We start from the raw sequence: 17429 nt of genomic DNA, 5'->3' as shown, positions 1-17429 counted from the left end.
AGACCGTGAGCGAAGACACAGCCGCGAGCGTGTCGAGAGCGCCGCTCACGTCGCAAAGGTTTGCAGCTCCCCCAAACCCACCTCCGCAACGAGTTCAGAAGAATCGGTAAGCGCTGCACCGCGTGCAATTGCGAGCGCACACGAGCCGTCCACTATTGACAACAAAAAAGCCAGCCTCTAGTTTGCTAGATACATGATCTCTTAAACTGGATGACATGGACATCAACGCCCTGATCGCACGTCGAGTCAAAGCGCTGCGCGACGCTCAGAACTGGTCGCTGGACGCCCTTGCCGAGCGCAGCAAGGTCAGCCGCTCCAATATCTCGCTCATCGAGCGCGGGCAAAGCAGCCCCACCGCAACCGTGCTCGACAAACTTGCCACCGCGTTGAACGTGCCGCTTGCATCGCTGTTCGAGCATGATGGCGCACCGCTAGCCGAGCCGTCGCCGGTCAGTCGGGCGGCCGAGCAGGCTGTATGGACCGATCCGAGTTCCGGTTATGTGCGCCGTCATCTTTCGCCGACCGCACGCTCGGCGATCCAGTTGGTCGAGGTCAACTTTCCCGCGGGGCAGCGCGTCAGTTATGAAACTGGCGCGCGCGATGCAGACATTCATCAACAGGTGTGGATGCTCGACGGGTCGATGGAAATTACGGTCGGCGACACCAGTTGGCGGCTCAAGACAGGCGACTGTCTCGCGATGCGGCTCGATAGCCCGACCGTGTTCCGCAACCCCACTCGCAAACCCGCACGCTATCTCGTCGCGCTGAGCACGTCGCCATTCAACGAACGGAGAAGCGCATGAACGATCACGTCACCATACGGCGCGTCGGCGCGAACGAAGCGGCGGCCTGCGTCGAAGCGCTCGCCGACGTGCTGATCGACTGCGTGGAAGGTGGAGCATCGGTCAGCTTCATGCTGCCGATCTCGCGCAACACGGCGCTCGCGTTCTGGCGCAACGTCGCTGAGGGCATCGCGCGCGACGAGCGTGTATTGCTAATCGCAGAAGATCGCGACGGCAGCATCATCGGCACCGTGCAGTTGATTACCGCGCAGCCCGAAAATCAGCCGCATCGCGCCGACGTCGCGAAGATGCTCGTGCACAGAAAAGCGCGCCGGCGCGGCGTCGCGCACGCTCTGATGAGCGAACTCGATCGCATCGCGCGGGAAGAGAAAAAATCAGTTCTCGTGCTCGACACCGTAACCGGTGGCGATGCCGAGCGACTCTATCAGCGCGCCGGCTGGCAACGCGTCGGCAGCGTGCCGAATTACGCGCTGATGCCCGACGGGGCGCTCTGTGGCACGACGTTCTATTGCAAAGAGCTTTGACCGCGCAGGCAGTCCGCCCACCGCAAGTATTTGAAAATTTCAACTACTTGCCTATAATGCCTTCACTGCAATTGACGCTCGACGGCGGAGCAATCCTTGTACTCGGACTTCCTGACCTTCAGGCTCGATCTGACCAGCGCGTTGCTGACCAACCGCGCGAACCTGGTCTACCGCGAGCGCTGGGATCTCGACGTGCGTGCGCTGCGCGTGCTGCGCCTCGTCTGCGCGGAGCCCGACATCACGCCCAAGGCCGTTTCACAGCGCGCGCTGATCGAAAAGACGCTGCTTTCCAAAGTCCTCGCTGAACTTGAAACACGCGGCCTGATCACGCGCAACATGCATGAGTCGGACCGCCGTAGCATCGCGTTGCGCGCCACTGCGCACGGCCTCGAAGTAGCGCAGGCTTCCGAAGCGGTAGGCACCGAACTCGAAGTACAGCTCGCGAAGGCGCTGAGCGCGAACGAACGCAAAACCCTCGAACGTCTGCTCGGCAAGCTTTCGCACAGCCTGCTCGAAAGCGAATCCGCCAACGCGTCACCTGCGCGATCCTGACACCCGGTCCGCATTGCGCCGCGTTCTTCCGGGCGTTCATGCCAACAAGGAGCCCTCCATGTCGAAGCTGATCCAAACGATGTCGAGCGCGATCGACGCGCTGCTGCCCGAACTCGAAGCGATCTACAAAGACCTGCACGCGCACCCCGAACTGTCGATGCAGGAAGTGCGCACCGCGGGCATCGTCGCGGACTACGTGGAAAAGCTCGGTTACGAGGTGACGCGCAACGTCGGCGTGACGGGCGTGGTCGCGCTGCTGCGCAATGGCGACGGCCCCACCGTGATGCTGCGCGCCGACATGGACGCGCTGCCGATGGCCGAAGCGACCGGCCTGCCCTACGCGAGCACCGTCAGAGCGAAAGACGAAGACGGCCTCGATGTCGGCGTCGCGCACTCATGCGGGCACGACATGCACGTCACCTGGCTGCTCGGCGTCGCGCGTCTGATGGCTGTGCATCGCGACGCATGGCGCGGCACGCTGATGGCCGTGTTCCAGCCCGGCGAGGAAGTCGGCCGCGGCGCGCGCAGCATGCTCGACGACGGCATGACCACGCGCTTTCCAAAGCCCGACGTGATTCTCGGCCAGCACGTGATGGTCGGCGCGGCGGGCACGGTCGGCTATCGCAGCGGAACGATCCTGTCGGCCGGCGACAGCATCAAGGTCAAGCTGTTCGGACGCGGCGCGCACGGCTCGCAACCGCAAACGTCGATCGATCCCGTGATCATGGCGGCCTCGACGACCTTGCGTCTGCAAACCATCGTATCGCGCGAAATCGCGCCGAGCGACAGTGCCGTGCTGACCATCGGCTCGCTGCAGGCCGGCACGAAAGAGAACATCATCCCCGACGACGCGACGCTGAAGCTCAACATGCGCACCTACGACGAAGACGTGCGCGAGTACATGCTAGGCGCGATCCGTCGCATCTGCTGCGCCGAATGCGTGGCGTCGAATGCGCCGCGCGAGCCTGAATTCACCACGCTATCGAGCTATCCGCTGACGATCAACGACGCCGCCACGACCGAGCGTGTGCGCAACGCGTTCGCGGCGCAGTTCGGCGAGCGCGCGTACGAATCGCCGCCGGCCGCGGCAAGCGAAGACTTCAGCGTGTTCGGCCGCGAATGGAACGTGCCGTACTCGTTCTGGTTCGTCGGCGGCACCGACCCCGAAGTGTTCCGCCAGGCGCTCGCCGCGAAAAAGCTCAACGAAATCCCGAGCAATCACTCGCCGAAGTTCGCACCGGTGCTCGACCCGACGCTGCGCACGGGTCTCGAAGCGATGCTGTGCGCGGCCGGCGTGTGGCTCGATCAAGGCGAAACCACTCAGTGAATTCACACGCCGTCTATACCATTCTCGATCTGATCGGCACCTTCGTGTTCGCGATCAGCGGCGCGGTGGCCGCGCGTCAACGACGGCTCGACCTGTTCGGCATCGTCGTGATCTCCTTCATGGTCGCGTGCGGCGGCGGCATCGTGCGCGACGTGTGCATCGGTGCGATTCCACCCGCGGGGCTGTCGAACTGGCGCTATCTGGCGACCGCGCTCGGCGCGTCGGTGGTGACGATTCTCGCGTATCCGCAAGTGCGCCGGCTGCGTCAGCCAGTGCTGTTCTTCGATGCGATCGGGCTCGGTCTGTTCGCGGTATCGGGCGCGCAGAAGGCACTCTCATATGGCCACAATGCCGAACTCGCGATTCTGCTCGGCGTCGTCAGCGCGGTGGGCGGCGGCGTGATGCGCGATGTCGTGCTATCGCGCGTCCCGGCAATTCTCGAGCGCGAGATCTATGCGTCGGCCGCGCTGTTCGGCGCGGCGGTGCAGGTCGGCTTTTCGTATGCGGGCTGGACCGACTGGTGGACACCGTGGTTCGCGACGTTGGCTTGCGTGTTGGTGCGGCTCGCGTCGCTGCGCTTCGGCTGGCGGCTGCCGGTCTTCCAGGGCAGACGCACGGCCGAAACGCGCGACAATCCATAACGAGCCCTTCGCGCTTCAGCTCGCGGTTTGCGGAATCAGGCGCGGCTTGGTCAGGCTGTACGCGATCTGGCTGAACAGCGAATTGAGGCTGTTCGTGCCGCCCGCCGCATTCGCGCAGGTGTCCGAATAGAAATACGACGAACCGGAAGCGATCGACTGCATCGTATTGCACGCGGTGAGCTTGTCGTTACCGTCTCCGCAACTTGGTGCCGACGCGGCCTCACCGCCCAGATACGCGACGGTATAGATCAAAGTGCCAGTGCTGGTCTTGATGTTCGACGCCGCAGTGATCGCGGCCTGGCACTCGCTGCCGTAAGTACTGCTGTACGTGCTGCCGAGTTGGGTCGTCGACGACGTCGCGATGCCGTCGCTCAACAGGATGATCACGTTCTGGCCCGGCGGGTGCTGTGTCGACGACAACGCGGTGAGCGACGATTGCGCGGCGGTAAGCGCCTGCGCGTAGAACGTGCCGAGACCGCCGGGCGCCGACATGCCGCCGCAACTGCCGCCACCCAGCGCCTGCACGATGCCCGAGCTCGTGCTGACCGCACCGTTGCTGCCGAGATAGCCGGTGTTCAGCGACGAGACCTGGTAACTCGCGCCCGACGCCGAATAGCTGCCTGCGATGGTCGGCGACTTACCCGAGCAAGAAAAGTTATACGTGGACGAGGTTTGCGGCGGAAAGGCCATCAGGCCGACGTTGTCTCCCGCATTGGTCAAGCCGGTCAGCAGTTTCAACGCGCCCGCCTGAGCGCACGCCAGCCGCGTTAGCGCGGCACCCTTCGAGTTCGTGCAGTTGCTGTCCGTCGTCGTGGCCATCGAGCGCGTGGTGTCGAGAACGATCATCACGTTGTACAGCGCGGGCTCCGCGCCGCCGCCCGCCCCGGCTTGCGAGGTCGCGGAAATGGTCTGCGAACTCTTGCCGAACACGCGCGCGAAATAGAGCGGCACGGTCGCCGTCTGCGTGACCTGGATGCCGTTGTAGCCGGACGCCGCCTGCTTGTACGGCAACGTGACGCTCGACAACTTCAGGCCGGTGATCGTCGCGCTGGCCGGCACGACCGCGGCAGGCAGCCTGTTGTTGTACCCCGCCGTGAACGCCTGCGCGTCGCTTGCCGCAGTGGTCCACGATTGCGTCCAGAGATCGACTGCCCCCGACAGCGCCGCGGCATCGGTTGCGCTTTGCAGACGCCGCTGGCTATAAGCCAGATAACCGAAGTCGACGCCGAGTGCGACGAAGCCCAACAGCGCGACCATCGATAACGCCACCAGAACGGAAACGGCGCCGCGCTGGCGCCGACGCGTGCCATGCGGGTTACGGTAGGTTGTTTTCATGATTTCACGCCCTCTCAAACGGTTGCACCGCTTCTGTTCTTCATGCGTCGTCATTGCACCCGCTCCACCGCGCTCGCATTGAGCGCGGTCGGCATCATCGCGTACAGACCCGACAGGCTGCCCTTGAACAGCGGCGAAAACGTGTAGGTGACGGTCACGGTGGCCGTGCCGACCGCGCTCGTGCCGCCTGCGCTGGTCAGATCGGCGGCGCAGCTCGAATCGCTGCTGCACGCGACGCCGTTTACCGACGTCGCGACTGACAGGTTCGAGGTCTTCAACAGCGCGGCCGACGTGCTCACCTGACCTTGCGTGGCCGAGTACGGCGTGCTGGTGCCGCGTTGCGATGCGAAATAGCGCGCGCCCGCCGAGGCCGCATTGGCGACCATCACGTAGTTGCCGAGCAGCCAGCCGAACTGCGCGAGGCCGAGCATGACCAGCAGCAGAAGCGGCGCGACCAGCGCAAACTCGACCGCGGCGACGCCCTTCTGTTGCTTCCGTCTCGCTGGCGGCGCCGCTCTGCGCTTCGGACCAATGGAATCACTCATTGCACGACCTCCGACATGGTGGCGCTCAAGCTGACGGGCATGATGCTTTTGAGGTTATCGAGCTTGCCACCGAACAGCGGCGCGAACGTATAGCCGATTTGCACCGTGGCCTGCGTGCCGGCGGCCGGCGCCTGCGTGTTCGAACCCAAAGCGCTGGCACACGCGCTATTGCTCGTGCAGGGCGTACCGCCCACACTCATCGAGATCGTCACCGTGCCGTTCAGCGCACCCGTTTGCGATTGAACCGCGGCAATCGCGTCGGAGGCCGGCGACGCGTAACCGCGCTCCGCCGCCAGTTGATGCGCGCCGAGCGAGGCCGCATTGGTCAGCACCAGGTAGTTGTTCATCAACCAGCCAAACTGCACGATGCCGAAGATCAGCGCTAGCAGCAGCGGCAGCACCAGCGCGAGTTCGACGGTTGCCGCGCCGCGTTGTTTTGTGCGTTTCACCGGCTCTCTCCGCTCTGTCCACATGTCGATTCGCTCGCAACGAAGTGCGTGGTCATGCGCCACCCGCCATGCTCGGCAGCAGATCGCGATAGATATGAATCATCGCGGGCCCCATCAGCACGACGAGCAGCGCCGGAAAAATGCAGAACATCAACGGAAACAGCAGCTTCAGCGCGATCTTCGCGGCGCGCTCCTCGGCACGCATCCGACGGCGCGTGCGCAGCGTATCGGACAGCACGCGCAGCGATGCGCCGATGCTGGTGCCGAAGCGCTCGGCCTGGATCAGCATCGCGCTGAACGAGTCGATGTCTTCCACACCGGTGCGCAGCGAAAAATTGCGCAGCGCCTTTTCCTTCGAGAAGCCCGAGCGCATTTCGAGCAGCATCAGCTCGAGCTCGCTCGCGACCACCGCGCTGCGCAGGCGGATTTCCTCGCCGACTTTCATCAGCGACGAATCGAGACTCAGACCCGCTTCGACGCACACGGTCAGCAGATCGAGCGCATCCGGAAAGTCCTCGACGATGCTGCGCTTGCGCGCTGCGGTGCGGCGCGACAGCACGACGTTCGGCAGGTAGTAGCCGAGCGCGGCCAGCACGACCAGCACGATCGTCCGTTCGAGCAGCGAGTTCGCGAACGACGAGCCATAGAGCACGAGCATCGCGATGAGTGGCAACGACAGCGCGAGCGCGGTCTTCGCGGCCAGATAGATCGGTGCGGCGTTGGCCGAGCGCCAGCCGGCGTTCATCAATTGCACGCGCAGCGCGGATTGCTCCCAGCCGTCCTTCGGCACCGACAGCTTCGAGATCGGCTGCGAAATCTCGACGAGCTTTTCGTACCACGGCGTCTGCGCGGCGGCGTCGAGTTGCTCCGCCGTCGGCACCGCATTCGCACCGCCCGCCTGCTCGATGCGGCGGCTCATGTCGCGCGGCGTGCTCAGATACATCGCGCCGAACACGGCCGCGAAAACGATCGCGAATACGCCGGCAAGCAACAGAATCTGCGTGATGTTCAGTGATTGCATGGTCGTTCTCCGATGACCTGTCGCCCGCTCAGACGCGAATCTTCACGATGTGCCGCATCCACAGAATGCCGAACAGCATCCCGGCGCACGCCACCCCGATCATCTTGACGCCCGCCGGGTCTTGCCACAGCACGTTCAGGAAGCCGGGGTTGATCAACAACATCGCGGCGCCGACGCCGAACGGCAGAAGACCGAGCACCCACGCGGACATCTTGCCTTCGGCGGCCAGCACCCGAACCTTGTCGAACAGCTTGAAGCGGTCGCGAATCAGCGCGGTGATGCCGTCGAGCACTTCGGCGAGATTGCCGCCCGTCTCGCGCTGGATCACGACGGCGATCACGAAGTAGCGCAAATCGCGAATCGGCACCCGCGTCGCGAGATTGGTCAGCGCCTCGCTGATCGACACGCCGTAGTTGATCTCGTCGAACACGATACGGAACTCGCCGCTCATCGGTTCGGAGAACTCAGTGGCGACCATATCGATCGCGCCGGTGAACGCATGACCCGAGCGCAACGCGCGCGCGAGCATGTCGCAAACGTCCGGCAGCTGCCGTTCGAGTTGACGGATACGCCGGTTGCGCCGCCGCTGCACATAGATGAGGGGCAACAGCGCGGACACCGCGGCGATGCCCACTGTGAACGGCCACGGCATCGCAAGGGTCGCGCCCGCGATCAGCACGAACGGCGGCAACACCGCGCAGGTGCCGACGAGCCGCCCGACCGACCACGACAGCCCCGACTGCTGCAGAAACAGATCGAGCGCATGGACGCGCGGAATGTGCAGCAGCAGTCGCGTGAGCGTCGCCGAGTCCGCCATCGTGCGCGACTTCAGAATCGACAGACGCTCTTTGCTCATCGGACCGCCGGCCGATACCGCGCGAATCCGCGAATCGACGCGGCGCGCGACCGGGCCGTGCCGGCTGTTCCAATACTCATAGACGCCGCCCGTTGCGAGCACCACGGCCGCGAACAGCAGAATGATCGACGCATAGAAAATCGGGTTCATGCAAGTCTCCTGAAGCACCGGGCGAGCGGTCCGCTCGCGTTGCCCTTACACGTCATGTCGTTTCGAAGCGCCGCGCCGGATCGTAGACCTGATCCGACGGCGCCACGCCGAATGCCTGCAAGCGCTCGGCGAATTTGGGCCGCACGCCGGTCGCGCAGAAATGGCCGCGCACGTTGCCCTTCGCATCGACGCCGGAGCGGCGGAACACGAAGATCTCCTGCATGTTGATCATGTCGCCTTCCATGCCGGTCAGCTCCGAGATGCTGATGATCTTGCGGCGGCCGTCGGTCAGGCGCGCAGCCTGCACGATCACCGTAATCGCCGATGAAATCTGCTGGCGCATCGTGCGCGTCGGCAGCGACAGGCCGCCGAGCGTCATCATGTTTTCGAGGCGCGTGAGCGCGTCGCGCGGCGTGTTCGCGTGGATCGTCGACAGCGAGCCTTCGTGGCCGGTGTTCATCGCGTTCAGCATGTCGAGCGCTTCGGCGCCGCGCACCTCGCCAAGGATGATGCGGTCGGGGCGCATCCGCAGCGCGTTGCGCACCAGTGTGCGCTGCGTGATCTCGCCGCGGCCCTCGATGTTCGGCGAGCGTGTTTCGAGGCGCAGCACGTGCTCCTGACGCAGTTGCAACTCGGCCGCGTCCTCGATCGTGACGATGCGCTCGTCGCCTGGAATGAAACCCGACAGCAGGTTGAGCAAGGTGGTCTTGCCGCTGCCCGTGCCGCCCGACACGAGCATGTTCACCTTCGCGCGCGCGAGCGCGTCGAGCACTTCGGCCATCGGCGGCGTCAGGCTCTGCAACTCGATCATGTCGGCGACCTGCAGCGGATTCGCGGCGAAACGGCGGATCGACAGCAACGGGCCGTCGATCGCGCAGGGCCGGATGATCGCGTTCACGCGCGAGCCGTCCGGCAGCCGTGCGTCGACCATCGGGCTCGATTCGTCGATATGGCGGCCGACGCCCGAAACGATCTTCTCGATGACCTTCATCAGATGCGCGTCGTCGTAGAAGGTCACGTCGGTCGGCTCCAGCCGGCCACGGCGCTCGACGTACGTATGACGATGCGTATTCACCAGAATGTCGGACACGCTCGGGTCGCGAAGCAGCACTTCGAGCGGACCGAAGCCGAACATTTCGTCGTGCACGTCGCCGACCAGCTGCCGCCGTTCGAGATCGTTGGCGGGCGCCTTCTGATCTTCGAGAATGCGGCCGATCAGCGTCGCGATCTCCTGGCGAACCTGCTCGGGCGGCATGCGCGACAGCCGTTCCAGCTCGACGCGTTCGAGCACCGCCTGATGAATTTCCCGTTTCAGTTTCTGGTAGGCACCGCGCAACATGCCGGCGCTCGCCGGGTCCTGGCGTTCGCCCAGCGGCTGCACGCGTTGCGCGGAAATCTGCTCACGAAGCGACATGACGTTCCCCTGTTCTGATCGTGTGACGTTGGAGCGTTAAAGCGTTTCGAGTTTCGGCGACGGCTGGCGGCCGAGCAGCCGCCCGAACAGCGACTCGCCCTTGGCGCGCGAACGCCCCGGTTTGGTCGCGCGTGCCGCGATGTTTTCGGCGAGCGCCTGCAGGCTGCGCGCAACGCCGCTGCCGCGCGCGGTCTTCGACACCGGCAGCCCCTGGTTCATCGCATCGGCCACCGTTTCGGCATCTTCCGGGATCACCTGATACGCGCTCATGCCGAGCACGGATTCGAGCGCCGCGCGCGGCCGCTCGCCGTGCCGCGTATGGCGGTTCAGGATCAGCCGCATCTGCTCCTGCGCGTAGCCGAGCGAGCAGAGAATCTCCTGCAGCCGTCGGCCGGCGCGCACGTGCGGCATGCTCGGCTGCAGCACCAGATGAATCTGGTCGCTGCGATCCAACGCGAGCATCGACAGCCGGTTCAGCGTCTGGCCGAGATCGAACAGCACGAAGTCGTAGTGCGGCGCGGCGACGCCAAGCAGCCACTCGAGGCGGTCTTCCTTGATGTCGGCCGCCTTTACCGGGTCGCCCGCGCCGGCGAGGATATGGAAGCTGTCGCTCACGTGCACGAGGCTCGTGTCGAAGAACGCCGCGTCCATACGTTCGATCTGCGCGCAGATTTGCGGCAACGTCGACGGCGGCGTCTGGTCTGAGACCAGAAACGCGGCATCGGCGAATTGCTGGTTCAGATCGATCAGCAATACGCGCTTTTTCTGCGGCAGAGTCGCGATCGCATGCGCGACGTTCGCGGCGATGAAGCTGGTGCCCGCGCCGCCCTTGCACGACACGAACGACAGAATCCGCGTGTCGCGCGTGCCGCCTTGCAGGCTCTGCGTCTGCGCGCGCTGCAACGCGTCGCCGAACTGGCGCGAATCGAGCGGCCAGTTCAGCACGTCGCGAAAGCCCGCGCGCATCGCCGCGATCAGCGTTTGCGGCGACGCGTCGGGAATCAGCAGGATGCAGGTGAGCCGCCCATGCTCGCGATGCAAACGCTCCACCACCGCGAGCTCCGCGTCCTTCAGCGACGCGGCGTCGACGATCAGCACGTCGAACGCATCGAGCGTGTCGCCGCGTTCGCCGAGCAGCAACGGCGTGCCCATCGCGCGCGTGATCCGGTAGTCGCCGGCTTCGCCGCTCAGATGCGCGATCTGTGCGAGCCGTGCGGCGTCTTCAGAGAGAGCCAGGATGTTGATCATGATGTTCTCTACCGAGCTGTCGAATTAACGGTCGGGCGGCGCTTGCACCAGGTGCGACGCGTCCGCCATCACTGAGTGCCGCCGCTGCTGCCGATGCCGATCACGAACGGATTGAACGTCGTGACCGGAGTCTGGAACGACTTGTCGTACTGCTGCTGCGCGGCGACCGCGGCGTTGCCGTCGACGCCCGGCGTCGAGGGCGTGTGCTCGCCCGCATGCGGATCGATGATCTGCATCTGCGTCACCGTGCGCACCGCGTCGCCGACGTGCGCGTCCCAGATCGGCGAGCTCGACATGCAGCCGCTCAACGAGCCGCCCAGCGTGGCGCACAGCGTCAGCAGCAACGCCGCGCGGCGCGTGATCAGAAGATGTTCGAGTTTCATGAGAGTCTCCTTCGCGGCGCGTTACTGGTTGGGCTGAGTGGCCTTGAGCGCCGGGTTGCCCGGGCTCGCGGCGTCGGCTTTGGCGAGCGCGGGTTCGGCGTTCGTTTGCGCTTGAACTTGCACTGTCGGTTCCACCGACGCTGCCGTTGCCGTCGTCTTGTCGGGTGGCGGCACCGAAGCCGACGGCGCGGGCCGGTCCGCCTGGGTGTCACGCGGCAGCAACGCGGCAGGTGCGGCCGAGCCTTCGGTCGGCGCCGGCGTCGGAACCGGTGCGGGCACGGCGGGTTGCGTTTGCGGCTGCGCGGGCATCTGCGGTGCGTTCGGGTTCGCGGCGCCCGCTGCCTGCGCCGCGGGCCGGCGGCCTTCCATGTTGCCGGTCGCGTAGACGGTGCCTTCGGACACGCCCGTGAAGCTATCGGTCGGCAGCGGATAGTCGCCCGCCGGCAGCGGCTTCACCAGATGCACGGTGACGATGAAGATCAGCTCCGTGCGATCCTGCTGGAACGATGTGCTGCGAAACAGCGCACCGAGCACCGGCACTTCGCCGATGCCGGGCAGCGCCTTCAACGCGCCGGTGATGTTGTTCTGGATCAGCCCGCCGATCGCGAAGCTCTCGCCGTCGTTCATCTGCACCGTCGTCGACGCGCGCCGCGTCGTGATCAGCGGCAGGATCGCGGTGTTGCTCGTTCCGCTCGCCGTCACGGTGACGCCGGTCGGCGACAGTTCCGACACCTCCGGCGCGACCTTCAGATTCACGCGGCTGCCCGCGAGCACGGTCGGCGTGAATTTGAGGCCGACGCCGAACTCTTCTTCCTGCAGCGTGATCGTCGAGCCGCCCGTGCCGTTGCTTTGCGGCACCGGAATGAAGACCCGGCCGCCCGCGAGGAACGACGCTTCCTGGCCGCTCAGCGTGACGAGGTTCGGCTCCGCGAGAATCTTGCCGAGGCTGTCGCTCTTCTGCGCGTCGACGGCGATATTGAACGGCCTGTTGTTCGCCTTGCTCACCGCGATACCGCTGCTGACTCCGGCGAGCAGGCTGCTCACCAGCGCGCCGGTCCACGAACCGAAGCCGCCCTGGATGTTCACCGCCGCGCCCAGCTGATTGAGCAGCGTCTTCGACACCTCGGCGACCTTCACTTCGAGCATCACCTGTTGCGGCGAATCGACCGTCAGCATGTTGATGACTTCGGAACCCTTACTAACACTCGAGCTCTGCTGCGAGATCGAGCCGCCGTTACCAAAGCTCGCGGTGCTCGACTGGTCTTGCTGCGTGGGCTGCGCACCCGCGTAAGCGCCGGCGATGGTCATCGCCTGCTGGGCGGCCTGCCCGCTCGACACGCGACCCGCGAGCACGAGGTTGCCGGCCGCGCTCGACACGCGAATGCCGCGCTCGTTCGGCAGCAGTTGCGCGAGTGTGCGTTGCAGCCCGTCGGCATCGACGCCGACGCTCACGTCGATGATCTGGCATGCGCCGCTGCGGCCTTGCACGATCATGTTCGTGGTGCCGACGCTCATGCCGACCACGTACAGCGTGCGCTGCGATACGAGCGTCGCCTGGGCGACCACCGGATTGCCGAGCGTGCGGTTGCGTGCGGGCTCGATGAGCGGAACCAGAGTCGACTTGCCGACGGCAACCGACACGTTCGACTCGTCGCGAATGTCACCGGTGCAGTTCGGTCCCGTCAACTGCCCGGGGGCGACCATCCGGCCGCTCGTCGCGCCGGTCGGAATGGGCGTATTGCTGACCAGCATCGGCACCGCGCCCCGGCCGACCGGCAACGGCGCGGCTTGCGCGCCCCAGCCCGGCGGCATCTGCGCGGCGGCCATCATCTGCGCCGCGCTGTCGTGCGCGGCCGTCAATCCGGCGCAGAGCGCGGTGGCGAGCACCGTGTTGCCGAGCACGCGGCACCGCTTGCCGCCACCGGATGAGAACCGTTGTTGTGTTTTCATGTTGCTGCCCCCGTCGCTCGATAGGTGTGAACCGAGACGTCTTTTTGATTGCCTTCTGATTCAGATCGCGGCGCCTGAGCTGAACTTGCGCAAACCCGCGCGCCGCGACCGCGCTAGAAACATTCGACGCTGCCGGTCACGCCCGACAGCACGCCGACGCAATCGCGCTTGGGCGCCGGACGCGCCGCATAGTGCGTGCGAACCGGATGCACTTCGGGCGCCGGCGCCGACGCCGGGACGTCGAGCAAGGTCAGCTTGGTCGCGCCGCCGGTGCTCGGGGTCTGCTTGTCGACCTGGTTGCGCAGCACCAGCGACAGCGTGCCGACGCTGCGCGCGAGGTCGAGCTTCTCGGCCTGCTCTGGCGTCACCTCGAGCGTGACCGCGTTGACCACTTTCGGCGCGGTGTCATCGCGGCTCACCTGCTGCGCAACCGCGAGCACCAGGATCTTTTCGAGCACGATCTTCGAGATGCTTTGCGGCGTGTCGGTCTTGTTCGCCTGCTGCGTGTTGACGATCACGTCGACGTAGTTGCCCGGCAGCGCGAAGCCCGCGACGCCGACCACATCATTCACGCGCACCGTGATTGCGCGATTGCCTTCGCCGATCACCGCTGACAAGCCACCTTTGGTGCCTTGCGGCGCGAGCTTCGATTCGAGCACCGGCTCGCCGGGCGCGAGACTCGTCAGCACCACACGCCCTTCGAGCGCTTTGCCGTCGGCGAACGCACCGGGCGGCACGCTCGAAGTCGGCCAGCTGACCATGTGAATCAGGTTCTGGTTCAGCGGCTGGCCGAGACCGATGTCCGACGACGCCACCGCAACCGACGTCACCGCGCTCGACGACGTCTGCAGCAGCCAGCGCGACGCGAAACTCACGGCCGCGAGACCCGCCAGCACGGCGATCGTCAGCATCACTAAAGCCCGACTGTTTTTCATGGCAACACTCCCGCATCGATCAGTGGAAACGTCCGGCTAAAGCGCGGCCGCGAACAGCATTCCGAGGGTTCCGGCCGCGATTGCGACGCCGTAGGGAATCGACCCAACCGATTCGGACTGAGCATCGATCAGGTTCGGCCGTCTGAGCGGGGCGATCACGAGGCCGCCGATCAGTTGCCGCAGATTCAAGAGCAAACTCGCGAATCTGCCGCGGAACAGCACGATCAGCAAAGACCAGAGCCCGCCGATCAGAAAAGTGGCGAGCGCGATCCGCCAGGTCAGCGCGGGTCCGACCCACGCGCCGATCATCATCAGCAGCTTCACGTCGCCGGCGGCCATGCCGCCCATTAGATAGAACGGCACCAGCACCGCGAAGCCGCAAGCGGCGCCGATCAGCCAGTCGAGCGCGCCCGCAAGCGGGCCGTGTATCGACATCTGCACGGCGAGCGCGGCGGCGAGTCCGAGTGCAATCATGCGATTCGGAATCCGCCGCGCTGTGATGTCCGTGCTCGCTGCCACGATCACCAGCACGATCACACACAGCGGTACAGGATGTGGCGGCAGGGTTGGCAGCGTCATGATGATCTCGTAGTGGATGATGGAGCAGCGTCAAACCGACGATGCGAGGTTGTTGAATATCGACTGCAGATTGGTGCCGAGCGCGGTCACGCCACCGATAATCAGCAGCGCGATCAAGCCGGCGAGCAGGCCGTATTCGATGGCCGTCACGCCGTCTTCGTCGTGAACGAAACGTGCCGCTCGGGCAATCAGATTCTTCATGACAGACTCCTTTCTCGGGTAGGGAAGGCGACGGACGAATCGCGAGGTTCGTCCGTCGGCACTGGACTCAGACCGACGACGCGAGGTTGTTGAAGATCGTTTGCAGATTCTTGCCGAGAGCGGTGGCGCCGCTGATGATCAACAATGCGATCAGACCGGCGAGCAGACCATATTCAATGGCGGTCACGCCGTCTTCGTCACGAACGAAACGGGCTGCGGTAGCGATGATGTTCTTCATGATGAGACTCCTCTGGATGACTAACTAATAGAACCCTTTACCAGGATTGGCGCGGGCGTTGGCACTGCGGGCACTGCTGGGAACTGCGGAAGACTGCTGGCTAGTTTCGCCGGCCGGTCGGCGCCGCGCGGTGTTTGATCCGCACGGTCGCAACGCTGGGCGAGACGATCTGGAGGAAACGGGGGAAGTGAAGCGGCAGCTGCCGGGCGAGCCGCAGCATTGCGGCCGGGTGCCGCTGGCGCAGCATGGCCGCACGATGTGCGCCGCACATGGGCTTGTTATCGCCGCGCAGTCGCGTGATCTTGTTGTGCATACATCCCCCGCATTTCGTGATTTTTTTCTTGGCGCCGGCTCGAGGCCTGCGCCCGTTAGTTTGTCGACGATGGCTTTCTCTCTCGCCATGGTGTGCTGCCTGTTCTGGTCCGCAGCATCGTGTCGTCGACTTCGTGCACTCCCTATCGCAAGGACGGGGCCAGCTTTGCGAAAACAACGCTACGACGCGGGTTCGAGCCGGCTGCCCCCCGGCGTTGCGCCGAATTCGCGTCCGAAATGTCCGAATGCGCAACGTTTTGCGAGGCCGGCCGAACACTTCGCGGATCGCGGAGAGGCCCGCCGTGCAAGGCTCGGCATTTTTTGCCCAGGACTTTCCCTGGTTCGGTAAGAATGAAATTCCGCTGAGAAATCGCCTTTCCCGGAGGGCGCGGCGGTCCAAAGCGTCTCATCGGCGAGACCGCTTGGTGCGCTGGCGCACATAGAGCTGGCCGTTTGGCCCGTTATTTGGCGGAATCGGGAGTGTGCGGCGCGCGACCAGGAAAACGCGCCCTTGAAAGTCGAGTAATTTTCCGCCAACAATGAGCTGACCGGTTCCGCGCAACGACACAGCTTTTGATTCGATGTCGCGCGCGAACACTCAGAAGACCGAATCAATAAACAGATCGAACGGAGGGTCGTCAGACCTGATCCGGATCACACGGGGGCGGGGATCATGTACGTACCACAACTACGCATGCGCAGCGGCGACAGCGAGGTCCACGGCTGGCTCACGCCCGAGCGCATGGTGTTCTATTGCTGCGGAATATGCGTCCTGTACGTGCTGCTCTTGACGTTGTGGTTCTTTGCGAGCCACGGTTTCACCGAACAGCACTTCAACCGACCAGGTGCGGATTTTACGGTTTTCTGGTCGGCATCGTATGGGCTGCTACACGGTTCGGCCATGCAGGTCTACGACCATGCCTCGTTCGACAGAATCCAGCGGGCGCTATTCTCGAGTGTCAGTATCGACAGCGTGATGCCGTGGCTTTATCCGCCGACGTTCCTCGTGCTGATCTCGCCGCTCGCGCTGCTGCCGCCGCTCATCATGTACTTCGTGTTCGTCTGCGCCGGCGTCACACTGTTCAGCGCGGGCACGCTGCGCGTTTCGGGCCTCGCCGACAGTTTCAGGGGATCGCGCTTCGCATGGTTCGTCGTCGCGGTATCCCCGTGCGTGTTCGTGCCGGCCATCTTCGGCCAGAACTCGCTGCTGACGGCCGGCATCGCCGCGCTTACGCTGCATTGGCTGCGTCGTCATCCCGTACGCGCAGGGCTGTGCCTCGGCCTGCTCGCAATCAAGCCGCAAATGGCCGTGCTGTTTCCGCTCGTGCTGATCGCAGCGCGCGCGTGGCGCACGCTCGCCGCCGCCGCGTTCAGCGCGGCGCTGTTCGGCGCGTTCAGCGTGTTCGTTTGCGGCGTGCAATCGGTGCGGCTCTTCTTCGTCAACACCGGCGTCGCGCGCGAGACGCTGCTCGAACATTGCCGCGGCTACTGGCTCGCGTCCCCAACCACGTTTGCGGTGCTGCGCGAGGGCGGCACGCCGATCGCCCTTGCCTTCACGGCACAAGCCTGCATGGGGCTAGTCGCAGCGGCAGCCGCATGGCACGTGTGGCGAAACACCCGCGATGCGCGCTTGCGCGCGGCGAGTCTCGTGGTTGCCACGCTGCTCACGAACCCGTATGTGTGGCACTACGAACTGGCGTGGCTCGGCATCGCGATTGCCTGCCTGACCGCGTTCGGCATCGATAAGGGCTGGCTGCGCGGCGAGCAGAGCGTGATCGCCCTCGCGTGGCTGCTGCCGGCCTACGAACTCTTCAACCGCAACACCGAATTGCCGCAGATCGGCCCGATCGTTCTGCTGCTGATGTTGCTGATCATCTTGCGCCGTGTGCGCGTGGGCAGCGAGGGGCGCGACGAGCGTGCCGCCCTCGCCTATTCGTATGCCACTCAAATAATCCGATAAACGGGG

General features: G+C 64.9%; 20 protein-coding genes. 6 read left to right on the top strand and 14 right to left on the bottom strand.

The genetic code is table 11. The features are described from left to right. The first annotated feature begins 215 nt into the window (after positions 1-215). The 5 genes from L0U84_RS21265 to L0U84_RS21245 all read left to right on the top strand — a co-directional run bounded on the left by L0U84_RS21265 (position 216) and on the right by L0U84_RS21245 (position 3847). Complete coding sequence (locus L0U84_RS21265; RefSeq protein WP_233852447.1) at positions 216-803, top strand: helix-turn-helix domain-containing protein; 588 nt, start codon at positions 216-218, stop codon at positions 801-803. Next, complete coding sequence (locus tag L0U84_RS21260; protein WP_233852446.1) at positions 800-1327, top strand: GNAT family N-acetyltransferase; 528 nt, start codon at positions 800-802, stop codon at positions 1325-1327. Before L0U84_RS21265 ends, L0U84_RS21260 begins: the two co-directional genes overlap by 4 nt. Before the next feature lie 96 nt (positions 1328-1423). Then, complete coding sequence (locus tag L0U84_RS21255) at positions 1424-1879, top strand: MarR family winged helix-turn-helix transcriptional regulator (protein WP_233852445.1); 456 nt, start codon at positions 1424-1426, stop codon at positions 1877-1879. Between the two features lie 58 nt (positions 1880-1937). Continuing rightward, a complete protein-coding gene (locus L0U84_RS21250) occupies positions 1938-3206 on the top strand; it encodes a M20 family metallopeptidase (RefSeq protein ID WP_233852443.1) in 1269 nt (422 codons plus the stop codon). Beyond that, positions 3203-3847: a trimeric intracellular cation channel family protein gene (locus L0U84_RS21245; RefSeq protein ID WP_233852441.1), complete on the top strand. Its 645-nt coding sequence runs from the start codon at positions 3203-3205 to the stop codon at positions 3845-3847. The genes L0U84_RS21250 and L0U84_RS21245 overlap by 4 nt, the downstream gene beginning before the upstream one ends. 15 nt (positions 3848-3862) lie before the next feature. Here the strand turns inward: L0U84_RS21245 and L0U84_RS21240 are convergent, their stop codons facing one another. The 14 genes from L0U84_RS21240 to L0U84_RS21175 form a co-directional block, all read right to left on the bottom strand. Next, entirely contained in the window at positions 3863-5182 is a 1320-nt protein-coding gene (locus L0U84_RS21240) for a pilus assembly protein TadG-related protein (RefSeq protein ID WP_233852439.1), read from the bottom strand. A gap of 50 nt (positions 5183-5232) precedes the next feature. Then, the gene (locus L0U84_RS21235) at positions 5233-5727 is read right to left on the bottom strand and encodes a TadE/TadG family type IV pilus assembly protein (RefSeq protein ID WP_233852438.1); all 495 of its coding nucleotides are present in this window, start codon (positions 5725-5727) and stop codon (positions 5233-5235) included. After that, positions 5724-6176 (bottom strand): TadE/TadG family type IV pilus assembly protein, encoded by a 453-nt coding sequence (locus L0U84_RS21230; RefSeq protein WP_233852437.1) that lies wholly within the window; start codon positions 6174-6176, stop codon positions 5724-5726. Before L0U84_RS21230 ends, L0U84_RS21235 begins: the two co-directional genes overlap by 4 nt. Positions 6177-6228: 52 nt before the next feature. Further along, a complete protein-coding gene (locus L0U84_RS21225) occupies positions 6229-7197 on the bottom strand; it encodes a type II secretion system F family protein (protein WP_233852436.1) in 969 nt (322 codons plus the stop codon). Positions 7198-7225: 28 nt separating this feature from the next. After that, the gene (locus L0U84_RS21220; RefSeq protein ID WP_233852435.1) at positions 7226-8203 is read right to left on the bottom strand and encodes a type II secretion system F family protein; all 978 of its coding nucleotides are present in this window, start codon (positions 8201-8203) and stop codon (positions 7226-7228) included. Between the two features lie 52 nt (positions 8204-8255). After that, positions 8256-9617, bottom strand: a complete 1362-nt coding sequence (locus tag L0U84_RS21215) for a CpaF family protein (protein WP_233852434.1) — start codon at positions 9615-9617, stop codon at positions 8256-8258. Positions 9618-9653: 36 nt separating this feature from the next. Beyond that, complete coding sequence (locus tag L0U84_RS21210) at positions 9654-10865, bottom strand: AAA family ATPase (RefSeq protein ID WP_233852433.1); 1212 nt, start codon at positions 10863-10865, stop codon at positions 9654-9656. Positions 10866-10933: 68 nt separating this feature from the next. Continuing rightward, entirely contained in the window at positions 10934-11248 is a 315-nt protein-coding gene (locus tag L0U84_RS21205) for a hypothetical protein (protein WP_233852431.1), read from the bottom strand. Positions 11249-11269: 21 nt separating this feature from the next. Beyond that, the gene (locus L0U84_RS21200) at positions 11270-13198 is read right to left on the bottom strand and encodes a type II and III secretion system protein family protein (RefSeq protein WP_233852428.1); all 1929 of its coding nucleotides are present in this window, start codon (positions 13196-13198) and stop codon (positions 11270-11272) included. A 113-nt stretch (positions 13199-13311) separates the two neighbouring features. Next, a complete protein-coding gene (gene cpaB, locus L0U84_RS21195) occupies positions 13312-14133 on the bottom strand; it encodes a Flp pilus assembly protein CpaB (protein ID WP_233852427.1) in 822 nt (273 codons plus the stop codon). Positions 14134-14169: 36 nt separating this feature from the next. Further along, positions 14170-14712: an A24 family peptidase gene (locus L0U84_RS21190; protein WP_233852426.1), complete on the bottom strand. Its 543-nt coding sequence runs from the start codon at positions 14710-14712 to the stop codon at positions 14170-14172. 30 nt (positions 14713-14742) lie between these two features. Beyond that, a complete protein-coding gene (locus tag L0U84_RS21185) occupies positions 14743-14913 on the bottom strand; it encodes a Flp family type IVb pilin (RefSeq protein WP_233852425.1) in 171 nt (56 codons plus the stop codon). A gap of 67 nt (positions 14914-14980) precedes the next feature. Next, entirely contained in the window at positions 14981-15151 is a 171-nt protein-coding gene (locus L0U84_RS21180; protein ID WP_233852424.1) for a Flp family type IVb pilin, read from the bottom strand. A gap of 100 nt (positions 15152-15251) precedes the next feature. After that, on the bottom strand, positions 15252-15464 hold the full coding sequence (locus L0U84_RS21175; protein WP_233852423.1) for a hypothetical protein: 213 nt from the start codon (positions 15462-15464) through the stop codon (positions 15252-15254). A gap of 672 nt (positions 15465-16136) precedes the next feature. Between L0U84_RS21175 and L0U84_RS21170 the strand changes: the two genes are divergently transcribed. Beyond that, complete coding sequence (locus tag L0U84_RS21170) at positions 16137-17423, top strand: glycosyltransferase family 87 protein (protein WP_233852422.1); 1287 nt, start codon at positions 16137-16139, stop codon at positions 17421-17423. Positions 17424-17429: the final 6 nt, after the last annotated feature.

The sequence above is a fragment of the Paraburkholderia sp. HD33-4 genome (assembly GCF_021390635.1).
In the GTDB taxonomy this organism is placed as follows: Bacteria; Pseudomonadota; Gammaproteobacteria; order Burkholderiales; family Burkholderiaceae; genus Paraburkholderia.
This window is presented reverse-complemented; position numbering and strand designations above follow the sequence as displayed.